17 protein-coding genes and 1 tRNA gene are annotated in these 19817 nt (G+C 62.5%); 2 read left to right on the top strand and 16 right to left on the bottom strand.

Going from position 1 to position 19817, the window contains the following annotated elements; translation table 11 throughout:
* Nucleotides 1-12: 12 nt before the first annotated feature.
* Nucleotides 13-1725, bottom strand: a complete 1713-nt coding sequence (locus AC0L18_RS07040) for a GH32 C-terminal domain-containing protein (RefSeq protein ID WP_473491254.1) — start codon at nt 1723-1725, stop codon at nt 13-15.
* A gap of 402 nt (nt 1726-2127) precedes the next feature.
* Between AC0L18_RS07040 and AC0L18_RS07035 the strand changes: the two genes are divergently transcribed.
* On the top strand, nt 2128-3057 hold the full coding sequence (locus AC0L18_RS07035) for a dihydrodipicolinate synthase family protein (protein ID WP_473491253.1): 930 nt from the start codon (nt 2128-2130) through the stop codon (nt 3055-3057).
* A 280-nt stretch (nt 3058-3337) separates the two neighbouring features.
* Here AC0L18_RS07035 and AC0L18_RS07030 read toward each other — a convergent pair.
* Nucleotides 3338-3422: transfer RNA gene (locus tag AC0L18_RS07030), tRNA-Leu, on the bottom strand.
* Nucleotides 3423-3703: 281 nt separating this feature from the next.
* Here AC0L18_RS07030 and lipB point away from each other — a divergent pair.
* Entirely contained in the window at nt 3704-4447 is a 744-nt protein-coding gene (gene lipB, locus AC0L18_RS07025; protein ID WP_473491252.1) for a lipoyl(octanoyl) transferase LipB, read from the top strand.
* A gap of 568 nt (nt 4448-5015) precedes the next feature.
* Here lipB and AC0L18_RS07020 read toward each other — a convergent pair.
* The 14 genes from AC0L18_RS07020 to nuoH all read right to left on the bottom strand — a co-directional run bounded on the left by AC0L18_RS07020 (nt 5016) and on the right by nuoH (nt 19816).
* Nucleotides 5016-5699 (bottom strand): ABC transporter ATP-binding protein, encoded by a 684-nt coding sequence (locus AC0L18_RS07020; protein WP_473491251.1) that lies wholly within the window; start codon nt 5697-5699, stop codon nt 5016-5018.
* Nucleotides 5696-6982 (bottom strand): lipoprotein-releasing ABC transporter permease subunit, encoded by a 1287-nt coding sequence (locus AC0L18_RS07015; RefSeq protein ID WP_473491250.1) that lies wholly within the window; start codon nt 6980-6982, stop codon nt 5696-5698. The genes AC0L18_RS07020 and AC0L18_RS07015 overlap by 4 nt, the downstream gene beginning before the upstream one ends.
* Nucleotides 6979-8307: a proline--tRNA ligase gene (gene proS, locus AC0L18_RS07010; RefSeq protein ID WP_473491248.1), complete on the bottom strand. Its 1329-nt coding sequence runs from the start codon at nt 8305-8307 to the stop codon at nt 6979-6981. The genes AC0L18_RS07015 and proS overlap by 4 nt, the downstream gene beginning before the upstream one ends.
* A 578-nt stretch (nt 8308-8885) precedes the next feature.
* The gene (locus AC0L18_RS07005; RefSeq protein ID WP_023798870.1) at nt 8886-9170 is read right to left on the bottom strand and encodes a DUF1467 family protein; all 285 of its coding nucleotides are present in this window, start codon (nt 9168-9170) and stop codon (nt 8886-8888) included.
* Complete coding sequence (mce, locus tag AC0L18_RS07000) at nt 9167-9571, bottom strand: methylmalonyl-CoA epimerase (RefSeq protein WP_473491247.1); 405 nt, start codon at nt 9569-9571, stop codon at nt 9167-9169. Before mce ends, AC0L18_RS07005 begins: the two co-directional genes overlap by 4 nt.
* A 97-nt stretch (nt 9572-9668) precedes the next feature.
* Complete coding sequence (locus AC0L18_RS06995) at nt 9669-11339, bottom strand: ribonuclease J (protein WP_473491245.1); 1671 nt, start codon at nt 11337-11339, stop codon at nt 9669-9671.
* 117 nt (nt 11340-11456) lie between these two features.
* A complete protein-coding gene (locus AC0L18_RS06990) occupies nt 11457-12278 on the bottom strand; it encodes a biotin--[acetyl-CoA-carboxylase] ligase (RefSeq protein WP_473491244.1) in 822 nt (273 codons plus the stop codon).
* Between the two features lie 4 nt (nt 12279-12282).
* Entirely contained in the window at nt 12283-13719 is a 1437-nt protein-coding gene (gene nuoN / locus AC0L18_RS06985) for an NADH-quinone oxidoreductase subunit NuoN (RefSeq protein ID WP_473491242.1), read from the bottom strand.
* A 19-nt stretch (nt 13720-13738) separates the two neighbouring features.
* Nucleotides 13739-15244 carry an NADH-quinone oxidoreductase subunit M gene (locus AC0L18_RS06980; protein WP_091594338.1) on the bottom strand — a complete coding sequence of 502 codons (1506 nt, stop codon included), beginning with the start codon at nt 15242-15244 and terminating at the stop codon, nt 13739-13741.
* The gene (nuoL, locus tag AC0L18_RS06975) at nt 15244-17217 is read right to left on the bottom strand and encodes an NADH-quinone oxidoreductase subunit L (protein ID WP_473491241.1); all 1974 of its coding nucleotides are present in this window, start codon (nt 17215-17217) and stop codon (nt 15244-15246) included. Before nuoL ends, AC0L18_RS06980 begins: the two co-directional genes overlap by 1 nt.
* 11 nt (nt 17218-17228) lie before the next feature.
* A complete protein-coding gene (gene nuoK / locus AC0L18_RS06970) occupies nt 17229-17537 on the bottom strand; it encodes an NADH-quinone oxidoreductase subunit NuoK (RefSeq protein WP_023798863.1) in 309 nt (102 codons plus the stop codon).
* A 1-nt stretch (nt 17538) separates the two neighbouring features.
* Nucleotides 17539-18159, bottom strand: coding sequence for an NADH-quinone oxidoreductase subunit J (locus AC0L18_RS06965; RefSeq protein ID WP_023798862.1), 621 nt, complete (start codon nt 18157-18159; stop codon nt 17539-17541).
* A gap of 122 nt (nt 18160-18281) precedes the next feature.
* On the bottom strand, nt 18282-18773 hold the full coding sequence (nuoI, locus tag AC0L18_RS06960) for an NADH-quinone oxidoreductase subunit NuoI (RefSeq protein WP_473491240.1): 492 nt from the start codon (nt 18771-18773) through the stop codon (nt 18282-18284).
* A complete protein-coding gene (nuoH, locus tag AC0L18_RS06955; RefSeq protein WP_023798860.1) occupies nt 18773-19816 on the bottom strand; it encodes an NADH-quinone oxidoreductase subunit NuoH in 1044 nt (347 codons plus the stop codon). Before nuoH ends, nuoI begins: the two co-directional genes overlap by 1 nt.
* Between the last annotated feature and the right edge of the window lies 1 nt (nt 19817).

The following is a 19817-nucleotide window of genomic DNA, read 5'->3' as shown; positions in this document are numbered from 1 at the left end:
TTTATCTCCTTGTCACGGTTTGAGCGCCCATACCGTCGCGTGTAGTACGGCGCCCGCTTCGGCGATGAGACGTGCCGATTGCACCGGCTCAAAACCGCTGATCCGCTTCGTGCCAGCCCAACGACCGCGATCCGCAAAAACCTCGATCGATCCGTAGTCGAGGAATATCCGCAGCCGTTTTGGACGGGCTCCCTTGGCAATATAGTGGGGGGATTCCACTGCGTCGTCTCCATGACGAATGGCAAGTCCCTCGTCGTCGACGACAACCTTGAGCCGGACAGTTGGATGTTGCAGCTTCAGGTGGAAATGGGCACCCGGCTTTTCCAGCTCGAACAGGATTTCGACGGCGCCGTTGATAAAGCTTACCTGCTCTCCGGCTGCGAGGCGTGTCCGGTCCAGAATATGGCTCCGCAGGCTCTCGGCAGCGCCGATGGGCGGGGTGTGCAACTCGCCTGCAGACAGATGGATATTGCGAGGCAACGTCATGGCTGTGGGGAAATCGATTGCCGGCCCGGTGTCGGCCCAGTTGGCAAGCCAGCCTATGCCGACAATGGCATCGCCGTCGGCGAAGGCCTGGAAGGCGTAATTATCCGTCCCGAAGTCCAGTTCCTGTTCGAATTCCTTGGCAAAGGTCCGACCATCGAACCAGCCGACAATGGCCATTGTCAGGTTCTTGCGCCGGGTCGACTGGTCTTCACTGTTCATCAGCCCGAGAATCAGGACCCAGCGCGTCGCTGGGTCGGTCGCAGGCCCGTCGAGCGGCAGCAGACAGGGACATTCGATCGCCGTCGTACGATAGTGTTTCTCGACCAGAAGCTTGCCGACATACGTCCAGCCGGTGGCGGCCGTATGGTCACGGGTTTCGTAGAGCAGGACAACGCCGCCTTCTTCGCTCTGGCTGCCCAGCAGCATTTTCCAAAGGCCATCCGGTCCCCTGAAGACGTATGGGTCACGAAAATCCGCTGTCAATCCCTGGTCAAGCGGGCGGTATGGCAGGATGACATGCGCGTCTCCCGCCATGATGAGGTCGCTGGAAGTGGCCGTGAGTTGGATCTGCTGTTCCGGGATACGGTCCTGTACCTGCTCGGTGAAAAAGACGCGAATGCCCGGGCCATCGGCAAGCGGGATGGCCGAGCCGGAATAGGCGCCGCCCCGTTTGTCGGGCCTGGCGGTGAGATCTTCCGACGGAAACAGGAAGATTGGCATGTGACGCCACCGCAAATAATCGGAAGAGACGGCGTGCCCCCAATGCATCGTGTTCCAGCGAAGGCCATGCGAATAATGCTGATAGAACAGATGTGGGCGGCCTCCAAACCGGCCAAATCCGTTCGGATCGTTCATCCAGCCGAACGGCGGACGAAAATGATAGCTGTCGGGGATGTTCGGTGGGGCATTTCCCGGATTGGTGTGGAGAACTGTAATGCCGGTCTCCAGCACGTCGGCCAATGCGAACCAGTAGGCAACCGAAACCGAGGTCTGATCCGCATCGTAATCCAGTTCGACACTGCCGCCGCCGAAGACGTGAAAAATTCTGAACTCATGCTCTTCGGCGTTCGCGACGCTCACCTCGCCGAACTTGCCGCGAACGTTGGAAAACGACAGCGAGCCTGGAACGTCCGGCCTGGTCGCCTTGAGCCAGATATGGAAGGTGGCGTTGACCGGCAGATCGGCATGCAGGCTTCGAATGGTGTTCCCGGCCGCAATCCTTACCTGGCTGTCACTCATAAATAGGGCTCCGTTGCGTGCGGCTTTCCCAGGAAATACCGGATGCTCGACCTGGAATGCATTGCAGAAGGTTAAGGCTGGATTTTGACTTTGGCAAAGTCATTCCCCAGGATCGACAGTCCTTGAGGTCGATCGCCGCACGGATCGCCGCCTGCAGCTGCTGAACTCGCGGCGTAAGAAGGTTGACGGCTCGCAGAGCGTGATTGCATTGTCCGACGGCGCAACACCTTCTCTTTCCGCGGGTTTCGACCCGCGGCGCAATCCCGTGCAGCCATTGTCCAGATCGGCCAACCAGTTGTCCGCATACGATGGAACGACGAACGGGACCTCCGGACCGACTGCCGGGTTGGATCGGACGGTCGGTCCTGCGCTATGATTGAAAGCTGGATTTAGGAGGAGCTCATGGCCATCGGCCCTGACACCAAAGGCGTCTACACCATTGCCCCGACGCCGTTCGAGGCGGATGGCAAGATCGACTGGGAATCGCTTGATTCGATGGTCGATTTCTACGAGCGCTGCGGCGTCGATGGGATGACAATCCTCGGCATCATGGGTGAGGCCCCGAAGCTCGACGCCGGCGAATCGCTGGAGATCGTCAAGCGTGTCGTGGCGCGCACCAGGCTGCCGGTCATCGTCGGCGTCTCCGCCCCCGGCTTCGCCGCCATGCGCAGCCTTGCGCGCGCCGCGATGGAGCTTGGCGCGCAGGGCGTGATGATCGCGCCGCCGCCGGCGCTGCGCACCGACGACCAGATCGTCACCTATTTCCGCAACGCATCCGAAGCGGTCGGCGAGGATGTTCCTTTCGTCCTGCAGGATTATCCACTGACCCTTTCGGTCGTCATGACGCCGGCCGTCATCCGCCGCATCGTCACCGACAACCCGGCCTGCTTCATGCTCAAGCACGAGGACTGGCCGGGCTTGGAGAAGATCAGCGCGCTGCGCGGTTTCCAAAAGGACGGCTCGCTGCGGCCGCTGTCGATCCTTGCCGGTAATGGCGGCCTCTTTCTCGACTTCGAGATGGAGCGCGGTGCCGACGGCGCGATGACCGGCTATGCCTTCCCCGATATGCTGGTCGACATGGTGAAACTGTCCGCCGCCGGCGAGCGCGACAAGGCGCACGATCTTTTCGACGCCCACCTGCCCTATCTGCGCTATGAGCAGCAACCCGGCGTGGGACTTGCGGTACGCAAATATGTGATGATGAAGCGCGGCGCCATCGCGTCGGACGCCCAGCGCAAGCCGGGCAGTGCATTGTCGGCGGCGGCCAGACAAGAGGTCGACTATTTGCTCATGCGGCTGGAAAATCGCGTCCGCAAACAAGCCTTGAGATAACGCACTAGCGGGCGATTTGCCGCGCAATCACATCAATATATAGCCGCTTGCCTGGAAAGCACATTTTTCGCCGCGCATTGCCAAGTGTCCGTTTCGCGGCACGGTTCGGTCTTTGAAGCAGCTGGCATGTAACGGCGGGTCAAACCACGCGGTGAGGGCGCGGCATTCCGCATCCAACCAGCAACGGGTTCGCGTAGTGTTCAGTTTGCACAAACAGTCTTGGAAGGACTGCAAGGAAACAAAAAAACGCACATAAAAATAACAGCTTACTGGATAAAGCTGGTGCGGTCGAGAAGACTCGAACTTCCACGGGTTGCCCCACAGCGACCTCAACGCTGCGCGTCTACCAATTCCGCCACGACCGCACGTGGTAGGAGCCGGAACGAACCGGCTCGCGGCGTGTAGCAAATCGTTTCCGGCGAAACAAGGGCGCGTCGCGCAATAAATGCCCGCGCTTCGGCATAACCCTCCAAAGAGCTGAAACGCGCTCGCAACTGGACGTTTCAGCCGATTGCCGCCATATGTGGGGCTAATGCATGTCGCCCAAAAGTGCGCAGCGGTTTTGGGACAACGACATGCACAAATCAAGAATCTAAAGCGCGCCACGGTTCCCTTCAAACGCGGCGCGCTTTAGACGAGACACACCATGACAGAACGCAGCCAGATCGCCACGTCGTTCCTGCCCCTGCCCGGTTCGGCGCCGGTCGAATGGCGGATCGAACCCGGCCTCACCGCCTATCCGGATGCGCTTGCCGTGATGGAGGCGCGTGCCGAAGCGATCCGAGGCGGCGGCGCCGGCGAGATGGTCTGGCTGGTCGAGCACCCGCCGCTCTACACCGCCGGCACCAGCGCCCGCATCGAGGACCTGATCGAGCCCGACCGTTTCCCGGTGTTCGCGGCAGGACGCGGCGGCGAATACACCTATCATGGGCCAGGCCAGCGGGTCGCTTATGTGATGCTCGACCTGAAGCGGCGGCGCGAGGATGTTCGCGCCTTCGTCGCGGCACTTGAACAATGGATCATCGGCACGCTCGCCGCTTTCAACGTGCGCGGCGAACGGCGCGAGAACCGTGTCGGCGTCTGGGTGGTGCGGCCGGATCGCCCCGCCCTGCCCGACGGATCGCTCGCCGAGGACAAGATCGCCGCCATCGGCATCAGGCTGAGGCGCTGGGTGAGCTTTCACGGCATCGCCATCAATGTCGAGCCGGATCTCAGCCACTTCAGCGGCATCGTGCCGTGCGGTGTGCAGGACCACGGCGTCACCAGCCTCGTCGACCTCGGCCTTCCCCTGGCAATGGCCGATCTCGATCTTGCGCTGAAATCTGCCTTCGAGGATGTCTTCGGACCCACCGCAGCTCTGCTTGTCGAAACGGCTTGCAAGGCCGGCTGACGAAGCGGCGCTGAACCACCGAGCTCCGATGCCGCCCCTCACCCCGCGAAGAACGAGGCGCGCTGCCTCACATCGCTCCGATCCAGATCGCCATGGAAATGAGAAACGTGCTCATGCAAACCAGAGACACGACATCCTGAACAAGACCGGTCATAACGCTCTCCTGTTTTCAGTATGTTCGTATTTTGTTCTGAATTTGTTCGGATGTCAACGGCGGCAATCCGAGCGTGGCACGGATTTCGGGCGATCAGTTCGGCACGGTTAAGGAAAGGTTGAGAGCGGGTTTCTCTGTTTCCGCGCTGGCTGCGTGCGGGGAAACACGGTCGCTGGTGATCAGCCCGTTAGGTGTGTCGAGATTCAGGTCAGGCCGCGCCGACAATGGTGGCTTCCGAGAACCGGAGCGGAGCGTACTTCAGTACGTGAGCCCACATGACCCGAAATCAAGATCGATTTCGGTCATGCGCGAAATCAAAGTTCTACAGCGTCCTTTGCGCGCCCAAGAGGGCGCGCGGCGCTGTAGGGAAGCGCAGGAAACCGCCGTTCGCAGGCCGGTTGAATATCGATACACCTAAAGCGGAACAACCTTGCCGTCGGCGAGCGTGACGCGACGGTCCATGCGCGAGGCAAGCTCGTGATTGTGGGTGGCGATCAGCGCCGCCAGGCCCGACTGCCGGACCAGCGCCCCCAGTGCCTCGAACACATAGGAGGCGGTGACCGGGTCGAGGTTGCCGGTCGGCTCGTCGGCCAGCAGCACCAGCGGCGCATTGGCAACGGCGCGCGCGATGGCGACGCGCTGTTGCTCGCCGCCGGACAGTTCGGACGGCCGGTGCTGCGCGCGTTTGCCGATCTGCATGTAGTCGAGCAGTTGCGCCGATCGCTCGGCGGCCTCCTTGCGCGGCAGCCCTTTTATCAGTTGCGGCATCATGATGTTTTCCAGCGCCGTGAACTCCGGCAGCAGGTGATGGAACTGATAGACGAAGCCGACATCGTTGCGGCGGATCGCCGTGCGCTCGTCGTCGGAAAGCCGCCCGCAGGCGCGGCCGGCCAGAATGACATCGCCGGCGTCCGGCCGCTCCAGCAGTCCGGCGGTATGCAACAGCGTCGATTTGCCGGTGCCCGAAGGCGCCACCAGCGCCACGATCTCACCGCGCTTCAGCGAAAAATCGGCGCCGTTGAGGATGGTCAGCTTGCGCGGCCCCTGGACATAGTGCCGCTCGACGCTCTTCAGCTCGATAATGGCCTCGGCCATCATTCATACCTCAGCGCTTCGACCGGATCGAGCCTGGCCGCGCGCCATGCCGGAAACAGCGTCGCCAGGAACGACAGCACCAGCGCCATCAGCACCACCGAGATCGTCTCGCTGGCGTCCATGCGGGCAGGCAACTGGCTCAGGAAGTAGAGCTCGGGATTGAACAGCCTTTCGCCGGCCAGCCAGGAGAAGAACTGGCGAATGCGCTCGACGTTCAGGCAGATGATGACGCCGAGGAGGACGCCGGCGAGGGTGCCCACCACGCCGATCGCCGCCCCCGTCATCAGGAAGATGCGCAGGATCGCGCCGCGCGTGGCGCCCATGGTGCGCAGGATGGCGATATCGTGGCCCTTGTCCTTGACCAGCATGATCAGCCCCGAAATGATGTTGAGCGCCGCGACCAGCACGATCAGCGTCAGGATCATGAACATGACGTTGCGCTCCACTTGCAGCGCATCGAAGAATGTCCGGTTGCGTTCTCGCCAGTCGACCATGGTGATCGGCCGCTGCGACGCCTCCTCGACCTTCAGCTTCAGCGCGTCGACATTGTCGGGATTGTCGACATAGATTTCGATCGCCTGGGCCAGGCCATCCATGTTGAAATAGAGCTGCGCTTCCGAAAACGGCATGTAGACAATGGAGCTGTCATATTCCGACATGCCGACCTCGAAGATCGCCGTGATCGGGTAACCCTTCATGCGCGGTGTCGTGCCGAGCGGCGTCACATCGCCGTCGGGCGCGATCAGCGTGATGGTGTCGCCGAGCACAAGACCGAGATTGTCGGCCATGCGGCTGCCGATGGCGACGCCCTCGCCTGTGTCGAAGCCGGCGATCGAGCCCTGCTTGATATTGTTGGCGACGATTGAAATCTTGCCCAGGTCCTCGCCGCGTATGCCGCGCACCAGCGCCCCTGATCCGCCGCCGACATTGCCTTGCGCCAGCACCTGCCCGTCGATCAGCGGAATGGCGTATTGGACGCCGGGCACGCCGTTGATGCGGCCGGCGATCTGCGCATAGTCCTCCAGGGGCATCTCGAGCGGCTGCACAATCAGATGACCGTTGACGCCGAGGATGCGCGTCAGAAGCTCGGCGCGAAAGCCGTTCATGACAGCCATCACCACGATCAGCGTGGCGACGCCCAGCATGATGCCGAGGAACGAGATCGAGGCAATGACGGAGATCACCGTCTCCTTGCGGCGCGAGCGCAGATAGCGCCACGCGACCATGCGTTCGAACACGGAAAAAGCTCCGGCGGCCATGGGTTTAGCTGCTGCCGCTCCACTCATGCGGCAAGACCGAAGCGTTTCTTCACGTCCGCGACCGGCAGCGTTTCACGCTCGCCGTTCCTGCGGTTCTTGATCTCGACCTCGCCGGCGGCCACGCCGCGCGGCCCGACGATCACCTGCCACGGCAGTCCGATCAGGTCGGCTGTGGCGAACTTGCCGCCCGGCCGCTGGTCGGTGTCGTCGTAGAGCACGTCCTTGCCGACGGCGACAAACGCCGCATAGAGTTCATCGCAGATGCGGTCGCAGTCGGCGTCGCCGGCTTTCATATTGATCAGGCCGATGTCGAAAGGCGCCACCGCCTCCGGCCAGATGATGCCGTTGTCGTCGTGGCTGGCCTCGATGATCGCCGCGACCAGCCGCGTCGGGCCGATGCCGTAGGAACCTCCGGAAGCAAAATGATCCTTGCCGTCGGGCCCGGTCACCTTGGCGCCCATCGGCTTCGAATATTTGTCGCCGAAATGGAAGATGTGGCCGACCTCGATGCCGCGCGCCGAGACGCGATCGCTTGTCGCGACCTTCTCCCACGCCGCCTCGTCGTGCATCTCGTCGGTCGCCGCATAGGGCGTCGTCCATTTCTTGACGATGTCGCCGATCTCGGCATCGTTGGAGAAGTCCGTGTCCGCCCCCGGCACGTCAAGCGCGAGATAGTCGCGATGGCAATAGACCTGGCTCTCGCCGGTGTCGGCCAAGATGATGAATTCGTGGCTGAGATCGCCGCCGATCGGCCCGGTGTCGGCACGCATCGGGATTGCCTGCAGCCCCATGCGCGTGAACGTCCTGAGATAGGACACGAACATCCTGTTATAGGCCGCCCTGGCGCTTTCGAAGTCGAGATCGAAGGAATAGGCGTCCTTCATCAGGAACTCTCTGCTGCGCATGACGCCGAAGCGCGGCCGCACCTCGTCGCGGAACTTCCACTGGATGTGATAGAGATTGAGCGGCAGATCCTTGTAGGACTTCACATAGGCGCGGAAAATCTCGGTGACCACCTCCTCGTTGGTCGGCCCATAGAGCATGTCCCGATCCTGCCGGTCCTTGATGCGCAGCATCTCCTTGCCATAGTCGTCATAGCGGCCGCTTTCGCGCCACAGCTCGGCCGACTGGATGGTCGGCATCAGAATCTCAAGCGCGCCGGCCCGGTCCTGCTCCTCGCGAACGATCCGGCAGACCTTGTCCAGCACCCTCTTGCCGAGCGGCAGCCAGGAAAAACTGCCTTGCCCCTGCTGGCGGACCATGCCGGCGCGCAGCATCAGCCGGTGCGAGACGATTTCGGCCTCGCGCGGATTTTCTTTAAGGATAGGCAGGAAATAGCGCGACAAACGCATGGACCGGTCCGTGAGAGAGAGGATTGCCGCACCGGAATCGGCGCAGCGCAGGCTTGCTTGCCCCGGCTTCATAGCCATTTCATGACGGAATGGAAACCCGCCTCCCCCAAGCCAACTGGCAGCCAACTGGGCGGCCACTGGGGCGTCGCAAAGGCGCCGCAGTGCCGGGTTCGCCTTGCTGGTCGTTTTGCAAGCAACGCCTGCCATACTATTGTGCAGTGCAGCACGAGATTGCTTATTTCCGGGCAAAATTCTGCGTGACATTTTCACCCGGCTTGGTCTAATGTGCGCCGATAAACGAGAGGGCGGAAAGAAATCTGCTCTCCTACGCGGTCAAAGTCTTGGGAGGATGCGATCTAGGCGCGGTTACTCGCTGCCGCCGGATACCGGAAACAGATCGGACGCGTTTAAATTGCAAGGCCTCGTGCCTTGCATTTTTTTTGTGCAATCATTTGGTTAGCACGACAAATTGCTAAACCACTTTACCTGGTCCCCAGGACAGCCGGTTCGGAACCTGCATTGGCTTCCACCCCGGATTGGTGCTCGCATGCAAGATGTGGCCAGCCGTACCCGGCGGTCTAGTTTTCGGGACTCCGGCTGAAATCCGGCACGATGTGCGGGATGTCGTCGATGCCGAGGCCGAGGCCCCGCGTCATGCCATAAAAGATGCCAAGCAGAACCAGCGTGACGATCGTCGTCCGCAGCACCGCGCGCAGCATATGCGGTCCGCGCGGCGCGCTGGATACCGTGCCCAGCGTCACGTCCTCATCCTCGTCCTGCGTCCTCAGGCTGAACGGCAGGATGGCGAACAGCACCACCCACCATGTGATGAAGAACAGGGCGAGAAATGAAACCCAGCTCATGCTTGCTCCAGTTCGACCAGCGTGCCGAAGAAATCCTTGGGATGCAGGAAAAGCACCGGCTTGCCGTGCGCGCCGGTCTTCGGGTTGCCGTCGCCCAGGACGCGGGCGCCGCTGGCCTTGAGGTGATCTCGCGCGGCAAGAATGTCGTCGACCTCATAGCACAGATGATGCATGCCGCCCGAGGGGTTCTTCTCGAGGAATGCCGCGATCGGCGAACCCTCACCAAGCGGCTCCAGCAATTCGATCTTGGTATTGCCGACATCGACGAACACCACCGTCACGCCATGCTCCGGCAGCGCCTGCGGCGCCGTCACCCGAGCGCCGAGCGTGTCGCGATAAGCCGCTGTCGCCGCAGCCAGATCCGGCACGGCAAGCGCGACATGGTTCAGGCGTTCAAGCATTGGTTTTCCTCAGGGCAGTAAGGCAATAGGGCAGTATGGAAGTAGGGAAAAACGACTTTCTCCCCCTACTGCCGTACTGCCCTACTCCCCTATTCCCTTACCTTGTGACGAACACCGTCACCAGCGGCTTCTTGCCCCAGGCTTCATTGGCGGCGCCACGGACGGCGCGGCGCACTGCCTCCTGCACAAGGTCGAGATCTCTTCGGCGCTGACGGGGGATGGAGTCCACGGCGCCGATTGCCGCATCGATCATCAGGTCCTCCAGGCTCTCGCCGCGGCCATCGGCCTCGGCGACGCCGATGGCGACCAGATCGGGATCGCCGGCGAGCTCATATTTGTCGTCGAGCACGACATTGACCGCGACATGGCCGGCGAAAGACAGCTTGCGCCGGTCGCGAATGCCCATCGCCTGGTCGGTGCCGATCAGCCTGCCGTCCTTGTAGATGCGGCCGAACGGCACCTGGTCGATGATCGCCGCAGCACCGGGATAGAGCCGCAGCATGTCGCCGTTGCGCACCTGCGCCACCTGGCCGATGCCGGACACCGACATCAGCGATCCCTGCGCCACCAGATGCGCCGCTTCGCCATGCACGGGAACGCCGATCTGCGGGCGCACCCATTCATACATCTTGCGCAGCTCGCTGCGGCGCGGATGGCCCGAGACATGCACCAGCGCATCACCGTCCTCGATGATCTTGATGCCGAGATCGATCAGACGGTTCTTGATCTCGAGGATGCCCTTCTCGTTGCCGGGAATGGTGCGCGAGGAAAACACCACCGTGTCGCCTGCCGTCAGCGACACCGATTTCATCTCCTCGCGCGACAGTTTCGCCAGTGCCGCAAGCGGCTCGCCCTGGCTGCCGGTGCAAATGATGACGAGGTTCTCGCGCGGGATGAACCCAAAATCCTCCTCGGCGATGAATTCGGGCAGCCCAACCATGTAGCCGAGCTCGCCGGCAACATCGATGACGCGCTTCAGCGAGCGGCCGAGCACCAGGCACTGCCGGCCGGCATCGCGTGCCGCCTTGGCAATGGAGACGATGCGTCCGACATTGGAGGAAAAGGTGGTGACCGCAACGCGGCCCTTGGCGCTCTGGATGACGCCCTTGAGGCCCTCGCCAACCGCGACTTCCGACGGCGACACCCCTTCCCGCAGCGCATTGGTGGAATCGCAGATCAACGCCAGCACGCCGTTGTCGCCATAGGCGCGAAAGCGCGCCTCGTCGGTCAGCGGACCGATCGTCGGCGCCGGATCGATCTTCCAATCACCGGTGTGGATGACGGTGCCGGCCGGCGAGGTGATCGCCAGCGACATCGGCTCGGGGATCGAATGCGCGACCGGGATGGCCTCGATCTCGAACGGGCCGGCGCTGAACTTTTCACCGGCGCGGTAGATCGTCACCGGGATCTTTGGTGCGCCCTGCTCGCCCTGCCGCTTGGCTTCCAGCAATCCAGCGCCGAACGGCGTCATCCAGACCGGCGCCTTGAGCTTCGGCCATGTGTCGAGCAGCGCGCCGTAATGGTCCTCATGCGCGTGGGTGATGACGATGCCGCGCAGATTGGCGACGTTCTCCTCGATGAAGCGCGTGTCGGGCAGCACCAGGTCGACGCCAGGCAGGCTGGCATCGGGAAAGGTCACGCCGACATCGACGACGATCCATTCACGCGCATTGGCTGGCCCGTAGCCATAGAGGGCGAAGTTCATGCCGATCTCGCCGACGCCGCCAAGCGGCACGAAGACGAGTTCGGCGTTTTCCGCTGTCGCCATGATCATTCCTTTCCTGGCCGGTCAACCCAAGCCCGTCAAAATCTGGGGCCAGTCAAACCTGAGCCCGTAAAAAACTTGGCCTGTCAAAACCTTGGCCTGCCAAACCTGGGGGGCCCGTCAAACCTGGGCCGACGCGACCGCACCGAAATGCACGTCGCCGGCGGCGATCGTCAGAACCGAACCCTCATCGTCGCGGATCACGAAACGGCAGTCCTCGTCAATGGTCTCGAACGTGCCGCGCACCACATTACCGTCAATTCTGACAGCAACCTGCCCGCCAAGCCCTGCCGCGCGCGCCAGCCAGCGCCGCCTGACGGCGGCCAACCCGCGCCCATCGTTCCACAGCCGCGCATTCTCGCTCCAGGCATCCGACAGCGCCAGAAACAATGTCTCGGCATCGCAAGCAGCGCCCAGCGCGCCAAGCGATGTCGCGGGATAAGGCAAATCCTTGGGGTATGCCACAACATTGACACCGATGCCGACCGCCACCGCAAAGCGATCGCCTTGGAGTATCGCCGATTCCAGCAGGATGCCGGCAAGCTTGGCGCCGGAGGCAAGCACATCGTTCGGCCATTTCAGCTCGAAACGGTTTTTTCCATCGCTGCCGCCGTCGAGGCCGATTGCGATCCTGCCCTTCGGCACGACGGCGTCGAGCGCATCGGCCAGCGCCAGCCCGGCGACGAAGCCGAGCGTCGCGGCGAGGCGAAGCTCGGCATTGGTGACCACCAGCAGCGTCGCCGCCAGATTGCCCTCGGGGGTCGCCCAGACCCGGCCGCGCCGGCCACGCCCGCTTTCCTGTTTTTTCGAAACGACCCAGAGCTTGCCCGGATCTCCCGCCCGCGCACGGTCGAGCGCCAGCGCATTGGTGGAACCGACGGTGTCATGTGCCTCGAGCCGGAACCCTTCCGAGGCCGCTGTTGGAGCCAGCCGAAATGCCATCCCGTCAGAAGAATGTCTTGGCGGCGGCTTCGGCATAGGTGCCGATCGGCCCGCCGATCAGCACATAGAACAGCACGAAGGCGCCGCAGACGCCAAGCACGATGCGAAGCTCGGTCGCCATCGGCACGAAGCCGCCGACCGCTTCGTCGAACCACATGATCTTGATGATCCGCAGATAATAATAGGCGCCCACCACCGAGGCCAGCACGCCGATGATCGCCAGCGCGTAGAGGTTGGCGTTTATGGCGGCAAGGAACACGTACCACTTCCCCCAGAAGCCGGCGAGCGGCGGAATGCCGGCCAGCGAGAACATCAGGATGGTCAGGATCGTCGCCATGATCGGATTGGTCGACGACAGGCCGGCGAGATCGCTGATCTGTTCGACATTGCCTTCCTTGCGCCGCATGGCGAGGATGAAGGCGAAGGTGCCGAGCGTCATCACCAGATAGATCAGCATGTAGATGGCGACGCCGCGCACGCCGGCCTGGCTGTTGGCGGCGAGGCCGACCAGGGCGTAGCCCATATGGCCGATCGAGGAATAGGCCATCAGCCGCTTGATGTTGGTCTGGCCGATAGCCGCAAAGGCGCCGAGCAGCATCGAGGCGATCGAGATGAAGACGATGATCTGCTGCCAGTCGGCGGCGATCGGCTGGAAGGCGTCCATGGTGACGCGCACGATCAGCGCCATCGCCGCCATCTTCGGCGCCGCCGCGAGGAAGGCCGTCACCGGCGTCGGCGCGCCTTCATAGACGTCGGGCGTCCACATGTGGAACGGCACCGCCGATATTTTGAAGGCGAGGCCGGCCAGCACGAAGACCAGGCCGAACACCAGGCCAAGCTGCCGCTCGCCGCCGCCAAGTGTTGCGGCGATCTCCTGGAAGCCGGTGTTGCCGGTGTAGCCGTAGACGAGGCTGATGCCGTAGAGCAGCATGCCGGACGACAGCGCGCCGAGGACGAAATATTTCAACCCCGCCTCGGTCGAGCGCAGATTGTCCCGGTTGATCGCCGCCAGCACGTAGATTGCCAGCGACTGCAGTTCGAGGCCGAGATAAAGCCCGATCATGCCGTTGGCCGAGATCATCAGCATCATGCCGAGCGTGCACAGCAGGATCAGCACCGGATACTCGAACTTGTCGAAATGCTCCGCCTTGGCGAAGCGCATCGACATGACCAGCGTCACCGCCGACCCGACCAGCGCCAGCACCTTCATGAAGCGGGCGAAGGGATCCTGGACGAAGGCTTCGCCGTAAGCGTTGCCCTGCCCGGTGGAAAAGATCGTCCAGACGCCGGCAACCACCAGGACGGCCACGGCAAGGCCGCTGACCGTGGTGGTGGTGTTTGCGCGCGAATAGGCGCCGAGCATCAGCAGCGCCAGGGCGCCGACGGCGAGGATCAGCTCTGGCGTCGACAGCGACAGGCTGGAGAGAAGGTCCGGCGTCATGGTTCGCAAACCTCTCGGGTCAGTTCGCCGCCGCGGTCTGCGCGGTGTCGATGGATGCGGTGACATTGGTGACGAGCGCCTTGACCGATGCGGCGGTCGCGTCGAAGACCGGCGCCGGGTAGACGCCGAAGAAGATGACCAGCACGGCCAGCGGGTAGATGATCACCTTCTCGCGCGTCGACAGGTCGAGCAGGCCTTTCAGGCTGTCCTTGGTCAGCGCGCCGAAGATCACCCGGCGATACAGCCACAGGGCATAGGCCGCCGACAGGATGACGCCGGTGGCGGCGAAGAACGCCACCCAGGTGTTGACCCGAAACACGCCGAGCATGGTCAGGAACTCGCCGACGAAGCCGCTGGTGCCGGGCAGGCCGACATTGGCCATGGTGAAGATCATGAACACGGTGGCGTATTTCGGCATGTTGTTGACCAGCCCGCCATAGGCGTCGATGTCGCGCGTGTGCATGCGGTCGTAGATGACGCCGACGCAGAGGAACAGCGCGCCGGAGACCAGGCCGTGCGACAGCATCTGGAAAATCGCCCCCTGGACGCCTTCCTGGTTCATCGCGAAGATGCCCATGGTGACGAAGCCCATATGGGCGACCGACGAATAGGCGATCAGCTTCTTCATGTCCTCCTGCATCAACGCCACCAGCGAGGTGTAGATGATGGCGACGACGGACAGCGCGAAGACCAGCGGCGCAAACATCTCCGAGGCGATCGGAAACATCGGCAGGGAGAAGCGCAGGAAGCCGTATCCGCCCATCTTGAGCAGGATGGCGGCCAGGATCACCGAACCGGCCGTCGGCGCCTCGACATGCGCGTCCGGCAGCCAGGTGTGCACCGGCCACATCGGCATCTTCACGGCGAAGGAGGCGAAGAAGGCGAGCCATAGCCAGGTCTGCATGGAGGCCGGGAAGTCGTGCGTCAGCAGCGTCGGGATGTCGGTGGTGCCGGACTGGAAGAACATCGCCATGATGGCGAGCAGCATCAGCACCGAGCCGGCCAGCGTGTAGAGGAAGAACTTGAACGAGGCGTAGACGCGCCGCTTGCCGCCCCACACGCCGATGATGATGAACATCGGGATCAGGCCGGCTTCGAAGAAGACGTAGAACAAGACGATGTCGAGCGCGCAGAACACGCCGATCATCAGCGTCTCCAGCAGCAGGAAGGCGATCATGTAGGCCTTGACGCGCTTCTCGATCGATTCCCACGAAGCCAGGATGCAGAGCGGCATCAGGAAGGTGGTCAGGATGACGAACAGCATGGAGATGCCGTCGACGCCCATATGGTAGGAGATGCCGGAATCCAGCCAGGCAAATTTTTCGACGAACTGGAAGCCGGGCTCCGCATTGTCGAAGCCGGTCCAGATGAACAGCGAGATGATGAAGGTGATACCAGTCGTCCACAACGCGATGGCGCGGATGTTGCGGCGGGCATTCTCGCTGTCGTCATTGATCAGCAGAATGAACAGCACACCAACCAGCGGCAGGAAGGTGACCAGCGAGAGGATCGGCCAGGCGGTCATCAGAGCATCATCCAGGTGACGAATGCGGCAACGCCGATCAGCATGGCGAAGGCATAGTGATAGAGGTAGCCGGTCTGCAGCTTGACGACCCGGTTGGTGACGTCGACGACGCGCGCAGAAACCCCGTCAGGACCAAGTCCGTCGATCACGGTGCCGTCGCCGGTCTTCCACAGGAAGTGGCCGAGGCGTTTTGCCGGCCGCACGAACAGGAAGTCGAAGAGTTCGTCGAAATACCACTTATTGAGCAGGAAGGCGTAGAGCCCGCGATGCTGCGCCGCCAGGTTCTTCGGCATTTCCGGCGCGCGGATGTAGAATTGCCAGGCAATCGCAAAGCCGATCAGCATGGCGACGAAAGGCGACAGCTTCACCCAAAATGGCACTTCGTGGATGTCGTGCAGGATGTGATTCTCCGGCAGCGTGAACAGCGACGCCTTCCAGAACTCGGCATAGCCCTCGCCGATGAAGGCGCCATGGAAGATCACGCCGGCGAACAGCGCGCCAGCCGCCAGGATGTACAGCGGCACCAGCATGACCGGCGGCGATTCATGGACGTGGTGCATGACCTCGTGGCTCGCCCGCGGCTGGCCGTGGAAGGTCATGAAGATCAAGCGCCAGGAATAGAAGCTGGTGAAACAGGCAGCGACGACCAGCAGCACGAAGGCAAGGCCGGCGACCGGATTGTGCGCGGCAAAGGCGCTTTCGATGATCGCGTCCTTGGAGAAGAAGCCGGCGGTGCCGATGACCGTCACCGGAATGCCGACGCCGGTCAGCGCCAGCGTGCCGATCACCATCATCCAGTAGGTCTTCGGAATGAGCGTTCTGAGGCCGCCCATCCTGCGCATGTCCTGTTCATCCGAGACGGCGTGGATCACCGAGCCGGAGCCAAGGAACAGCAGCGCCTTGAAGAAGGCATGCGTGAACAGATGGAAGATGGCCGCGCCATAGGCGCCGACGCCGAGCGCCACGAACATGTAGCCGAGCTGCGAGCAGGTCGAATAGGCGATGACGCGCTTGATGTCGTTCTGGACAAGGCCGACGGTCGCCGCGAAGAAGGCGGTGAAGGCGCCGATGAAGGTGACCACGATCAGCGCCGAATGCGACAGTTCGAACAGCGGCGACAGCCGCGCCAGCATGAACACGCCGGCCGTCACCATGGTGGCGGCATGGATGAGCGCCGAGACCGGCGTAGGGCCTTCCATGGCGTCGGGCAGCCAGGTGTGCAGCGGCACCTGGGCCGACTTGCCCATGGCGCCCATGAACAGCAAGAGGCAGACGACGGTCATCGCAGCCTGCTTGTCGAGCGCATAGCCGAGGAAGGTCAGCACGGCAGCGCCCTGCGAGCCGCCTTCGGCCGGAATGAACGTCGCCGCATTGGCGAAGATGGTGCCGAGATTGACCGAGCCGAACAGCACGAACACGCCGAAGATGCCGAGCGCGAAACCGAAATCGCCGACGCGGTTGACGACGAAGGCCTTGATCGCGGCGGCATTGGCCGACGGCTTCTTGTACCAGAAGCCGATCAGCAGATAGGAGGCGAGGCCGACGCCTTCCCAGCCGAAGAACATCTGCACGAGGTTGTCGGCCGTCACCAGCATCAGCATGGCGAAGGTGAACAGCGACAGATAGGCGAAGAAGCGCGGCCGGTTCGGGTCGTGATGCATGTAGCCGATCGAGTAGATGTGGACCAGCGCCGACACCGTGTTGACGACGACCAGCATCACCACCGTCAGCGTGTCGATGCGCAGTGCCCATGCGGCTTCCAACCCGCCCGACTGGATCCAGCGCAGCACCGGCACGGTGAACACCTCGCCCTCGCCGAAGCCGACGGCGAAGAAGGCGACCCACGACAGCACGGCTGATATCACCAGGAAGCCGGAGGTGATGTATTCGGACGCCTTGGCGCCGAGCGACGTGCCGAACAGGCCGACGATCAGGAAGCCGAGCAGAGGAAGGAAGACGATGGCCTGATACATGGTGGTTTCCGTCAACCCTTCATCATATTCACGTCTTCGACCGCGATCGAGCCGCGGTTGCGGAAGAAGACGACGAGAATGGCGAGGCCGATCGCCGCTTCAGCCGCTGCGACCGTCAGCACGAACAGCGCGAACACCTGTCCGACGAGATCGCCTAGCGCTGCCGAGAAGGCGACGAAATTGATGTTGACCGCAAGCAGGATCAGCTCGATCGACATCAGGATGACGATGATGTTCCTGCGGTTGAGAAAAATGCCGAACACGCCGAGCGTGAACAGGATCGCCGATACGGTCAGATAATGTGCGATGCCGACGACCATCTCAGATTCCTTCGCCCGTCTTGACCTTGCGGATTTCCATTCCCGTTGCCGGCGTGCGGCCGACCTGGGCGGCGATCGACTGCCGCTTGATGCCCGGCTTGTGGCGCAGCGTCAGCACGATGGCGCCGATCATGGCGACCAGCAGCACAAGGCCGGCAATCTGGAAATAGTAGAGGTAGTCGGTGTAGAGGATGTCGCCGAGCGCTGCCGTGTTCGAACGCGCGGCAAGGTCCGGAGTGGGTTTTGCAACCGTTGCCGCCAGTTGCGGCGCGAATGTATAGCCGCCGAGTACGACGATCAGCTCAGCCGCCAGGATCAGCCCAACCAGCGCGCCGATCGGCGCGTATTGCAGGGCGCCTTCCTTCATCTCGGCGAAATCGACGTCGAGCATCATGACGACGAACAGGAACAGCACCATGACCGCGCCGACATAGACGACGAGCAGGATCATCGCCAGGAACTCGGCGCCGGTCAGCATGAACAGGCCGGCGGCATTGAAGAAGGTCAGGATCAGGAACAGCACCGAATGCACGGGATTGCGCGCCGAAATGACCATGAACGCCGACGCCACCGCGACAAATGCGAAGAGGTAGAAAAAGGCCGCCTCTAATCCGTTCAGCATGGGTTCCCCCGGGTTCCTGGTCCGAACAGGACGCCCGTCCTGTTCGATGTTTGCCACCGCCTCCGGTCGGCAAGTTTCGTGTTCCTTAGACGAGGCCTCTCGCCCCGTCCATGCGTCAAATGTCAGCGGTACGGCGCGTCCAGCGTGATGTTGCGCGCCAGTTCGCGCTCCCAGCGGTCGCCATTGGCCAAGAGCTTGTCCTTGTCGTAATAAAGTTCCTCGCGCGTCTCGGTCGCGAATTCGAAATTCGGCCCCTCGACGATGGCGTCGACCGGGCAGGCTTCCTGGCAGAAGCCGCAATAGATGCACTTCACCATATCGATATCATAGCGCACGGTGCGGCGGGTGCCGTCGTTGCGACGCGGACCGGCCTCGATGGTGATCGCCTGCGCCGGACAGATCGCCTCGCACAATTTGCAGGCGATGCAGCGTTCCTCGCCGTTCGGATAGCGGCGCAGCGCATGCTCGCCGCGAAAGCGCGGGCTGATCGGCCCCTTCTCGTGCGGATAGTTGATCGTCTCCTTCGGCGCGAAGAACTGGCGCATCGACAGGAAGAAAGCGCTGACGAAATCCTGCAGCAGCAGGGATTTTGCGGCTTGGGCTAGAGCAGACATCACGCAAACCCCGTGATCTTGAGGAACGCGGCGACAATCACCACCATCGCCAGCGAGATCGGCAGGAAGACCTTCCAGCCGAGCCGCATCAGCTGGTCGTAGCGGTAGCGCGGCACGAAGGCCTTCACCATCGAGATCATGAAGAACACCAGGCAGACCTTGAGCACGAACCAGATCAGCCCCGGCACCCAGGTGAAGGGAGCGAAGTCGAAGGGCGGCAGCCAGCCGCCGAGGAACAGGATGGTGGCCAGCGCGCACATCAGCACGATGGCGACATACTCGCCGAGGAAGAACAGCAGGAACGGCGTCGACGAATATTCGACCATATGGCCGGCGACGAGTTCCGATTCGGCTTCCACCAGGTCGAAGGGCGGGCGGTTCGTTTCGGCCAGCGCCGAGATGAAGAAGATGACGAACATCGGGAACAGCGACAGCCAATGCCAGTCGAGGAAGGTATTGGGCAGGCCAACCCTTGTGCCAAGGCCGTCCTGCTGCGACAGCACGATGTCGGACAGGTTGAGCGAGCCGACGCAAAGCAGCACCGTGACGATGACGAAACCGATCGAGACCTCGTAGGACACCATCTGCGCGGCCGAGCGCAGCGCGCCGAGGAACGGATATTTCGAGTTGGACGCCCAGCCGCCCATGATCACGCCATAGACTTCGAGCGAGGAGATGGCGAAGACATAGAGGATGCCGACATTGACGTTGGCGATCGCCCAGCCCTCATTGACCGGGATCACCGCCCAGGCCGAAATCGCCAGAACCGCCGAGACCAGGGGCGCCAGCAGAAAAACGCCCTTGTTGGCGCCGGACGGAATCACCGGCTCCTTGAACACGAACTTCAGCAGGTCGGCGAAAGCCTGCAGCGTGCCCCATGGGCCGACGACGTTCGGGCCGCGGCGCAACTGCACCGCCGCCCAGATCTTGCGGTCCGCGTACAGGATGTAGGCGACGAAGATCAACAGCACGACGATCAGCACGACCGACTTCAGCAGGATGAGCAGCGCCGGCAGCACGTAGAAGGAGAAGAAGGTGTCCATG

It is taken from the genome of Mesorhizobium sp. WSM4819, from assembly GCF_055811215.1.
This window is presented reverse-complemented; position numbering and strand designations above follow the sequence as displayed.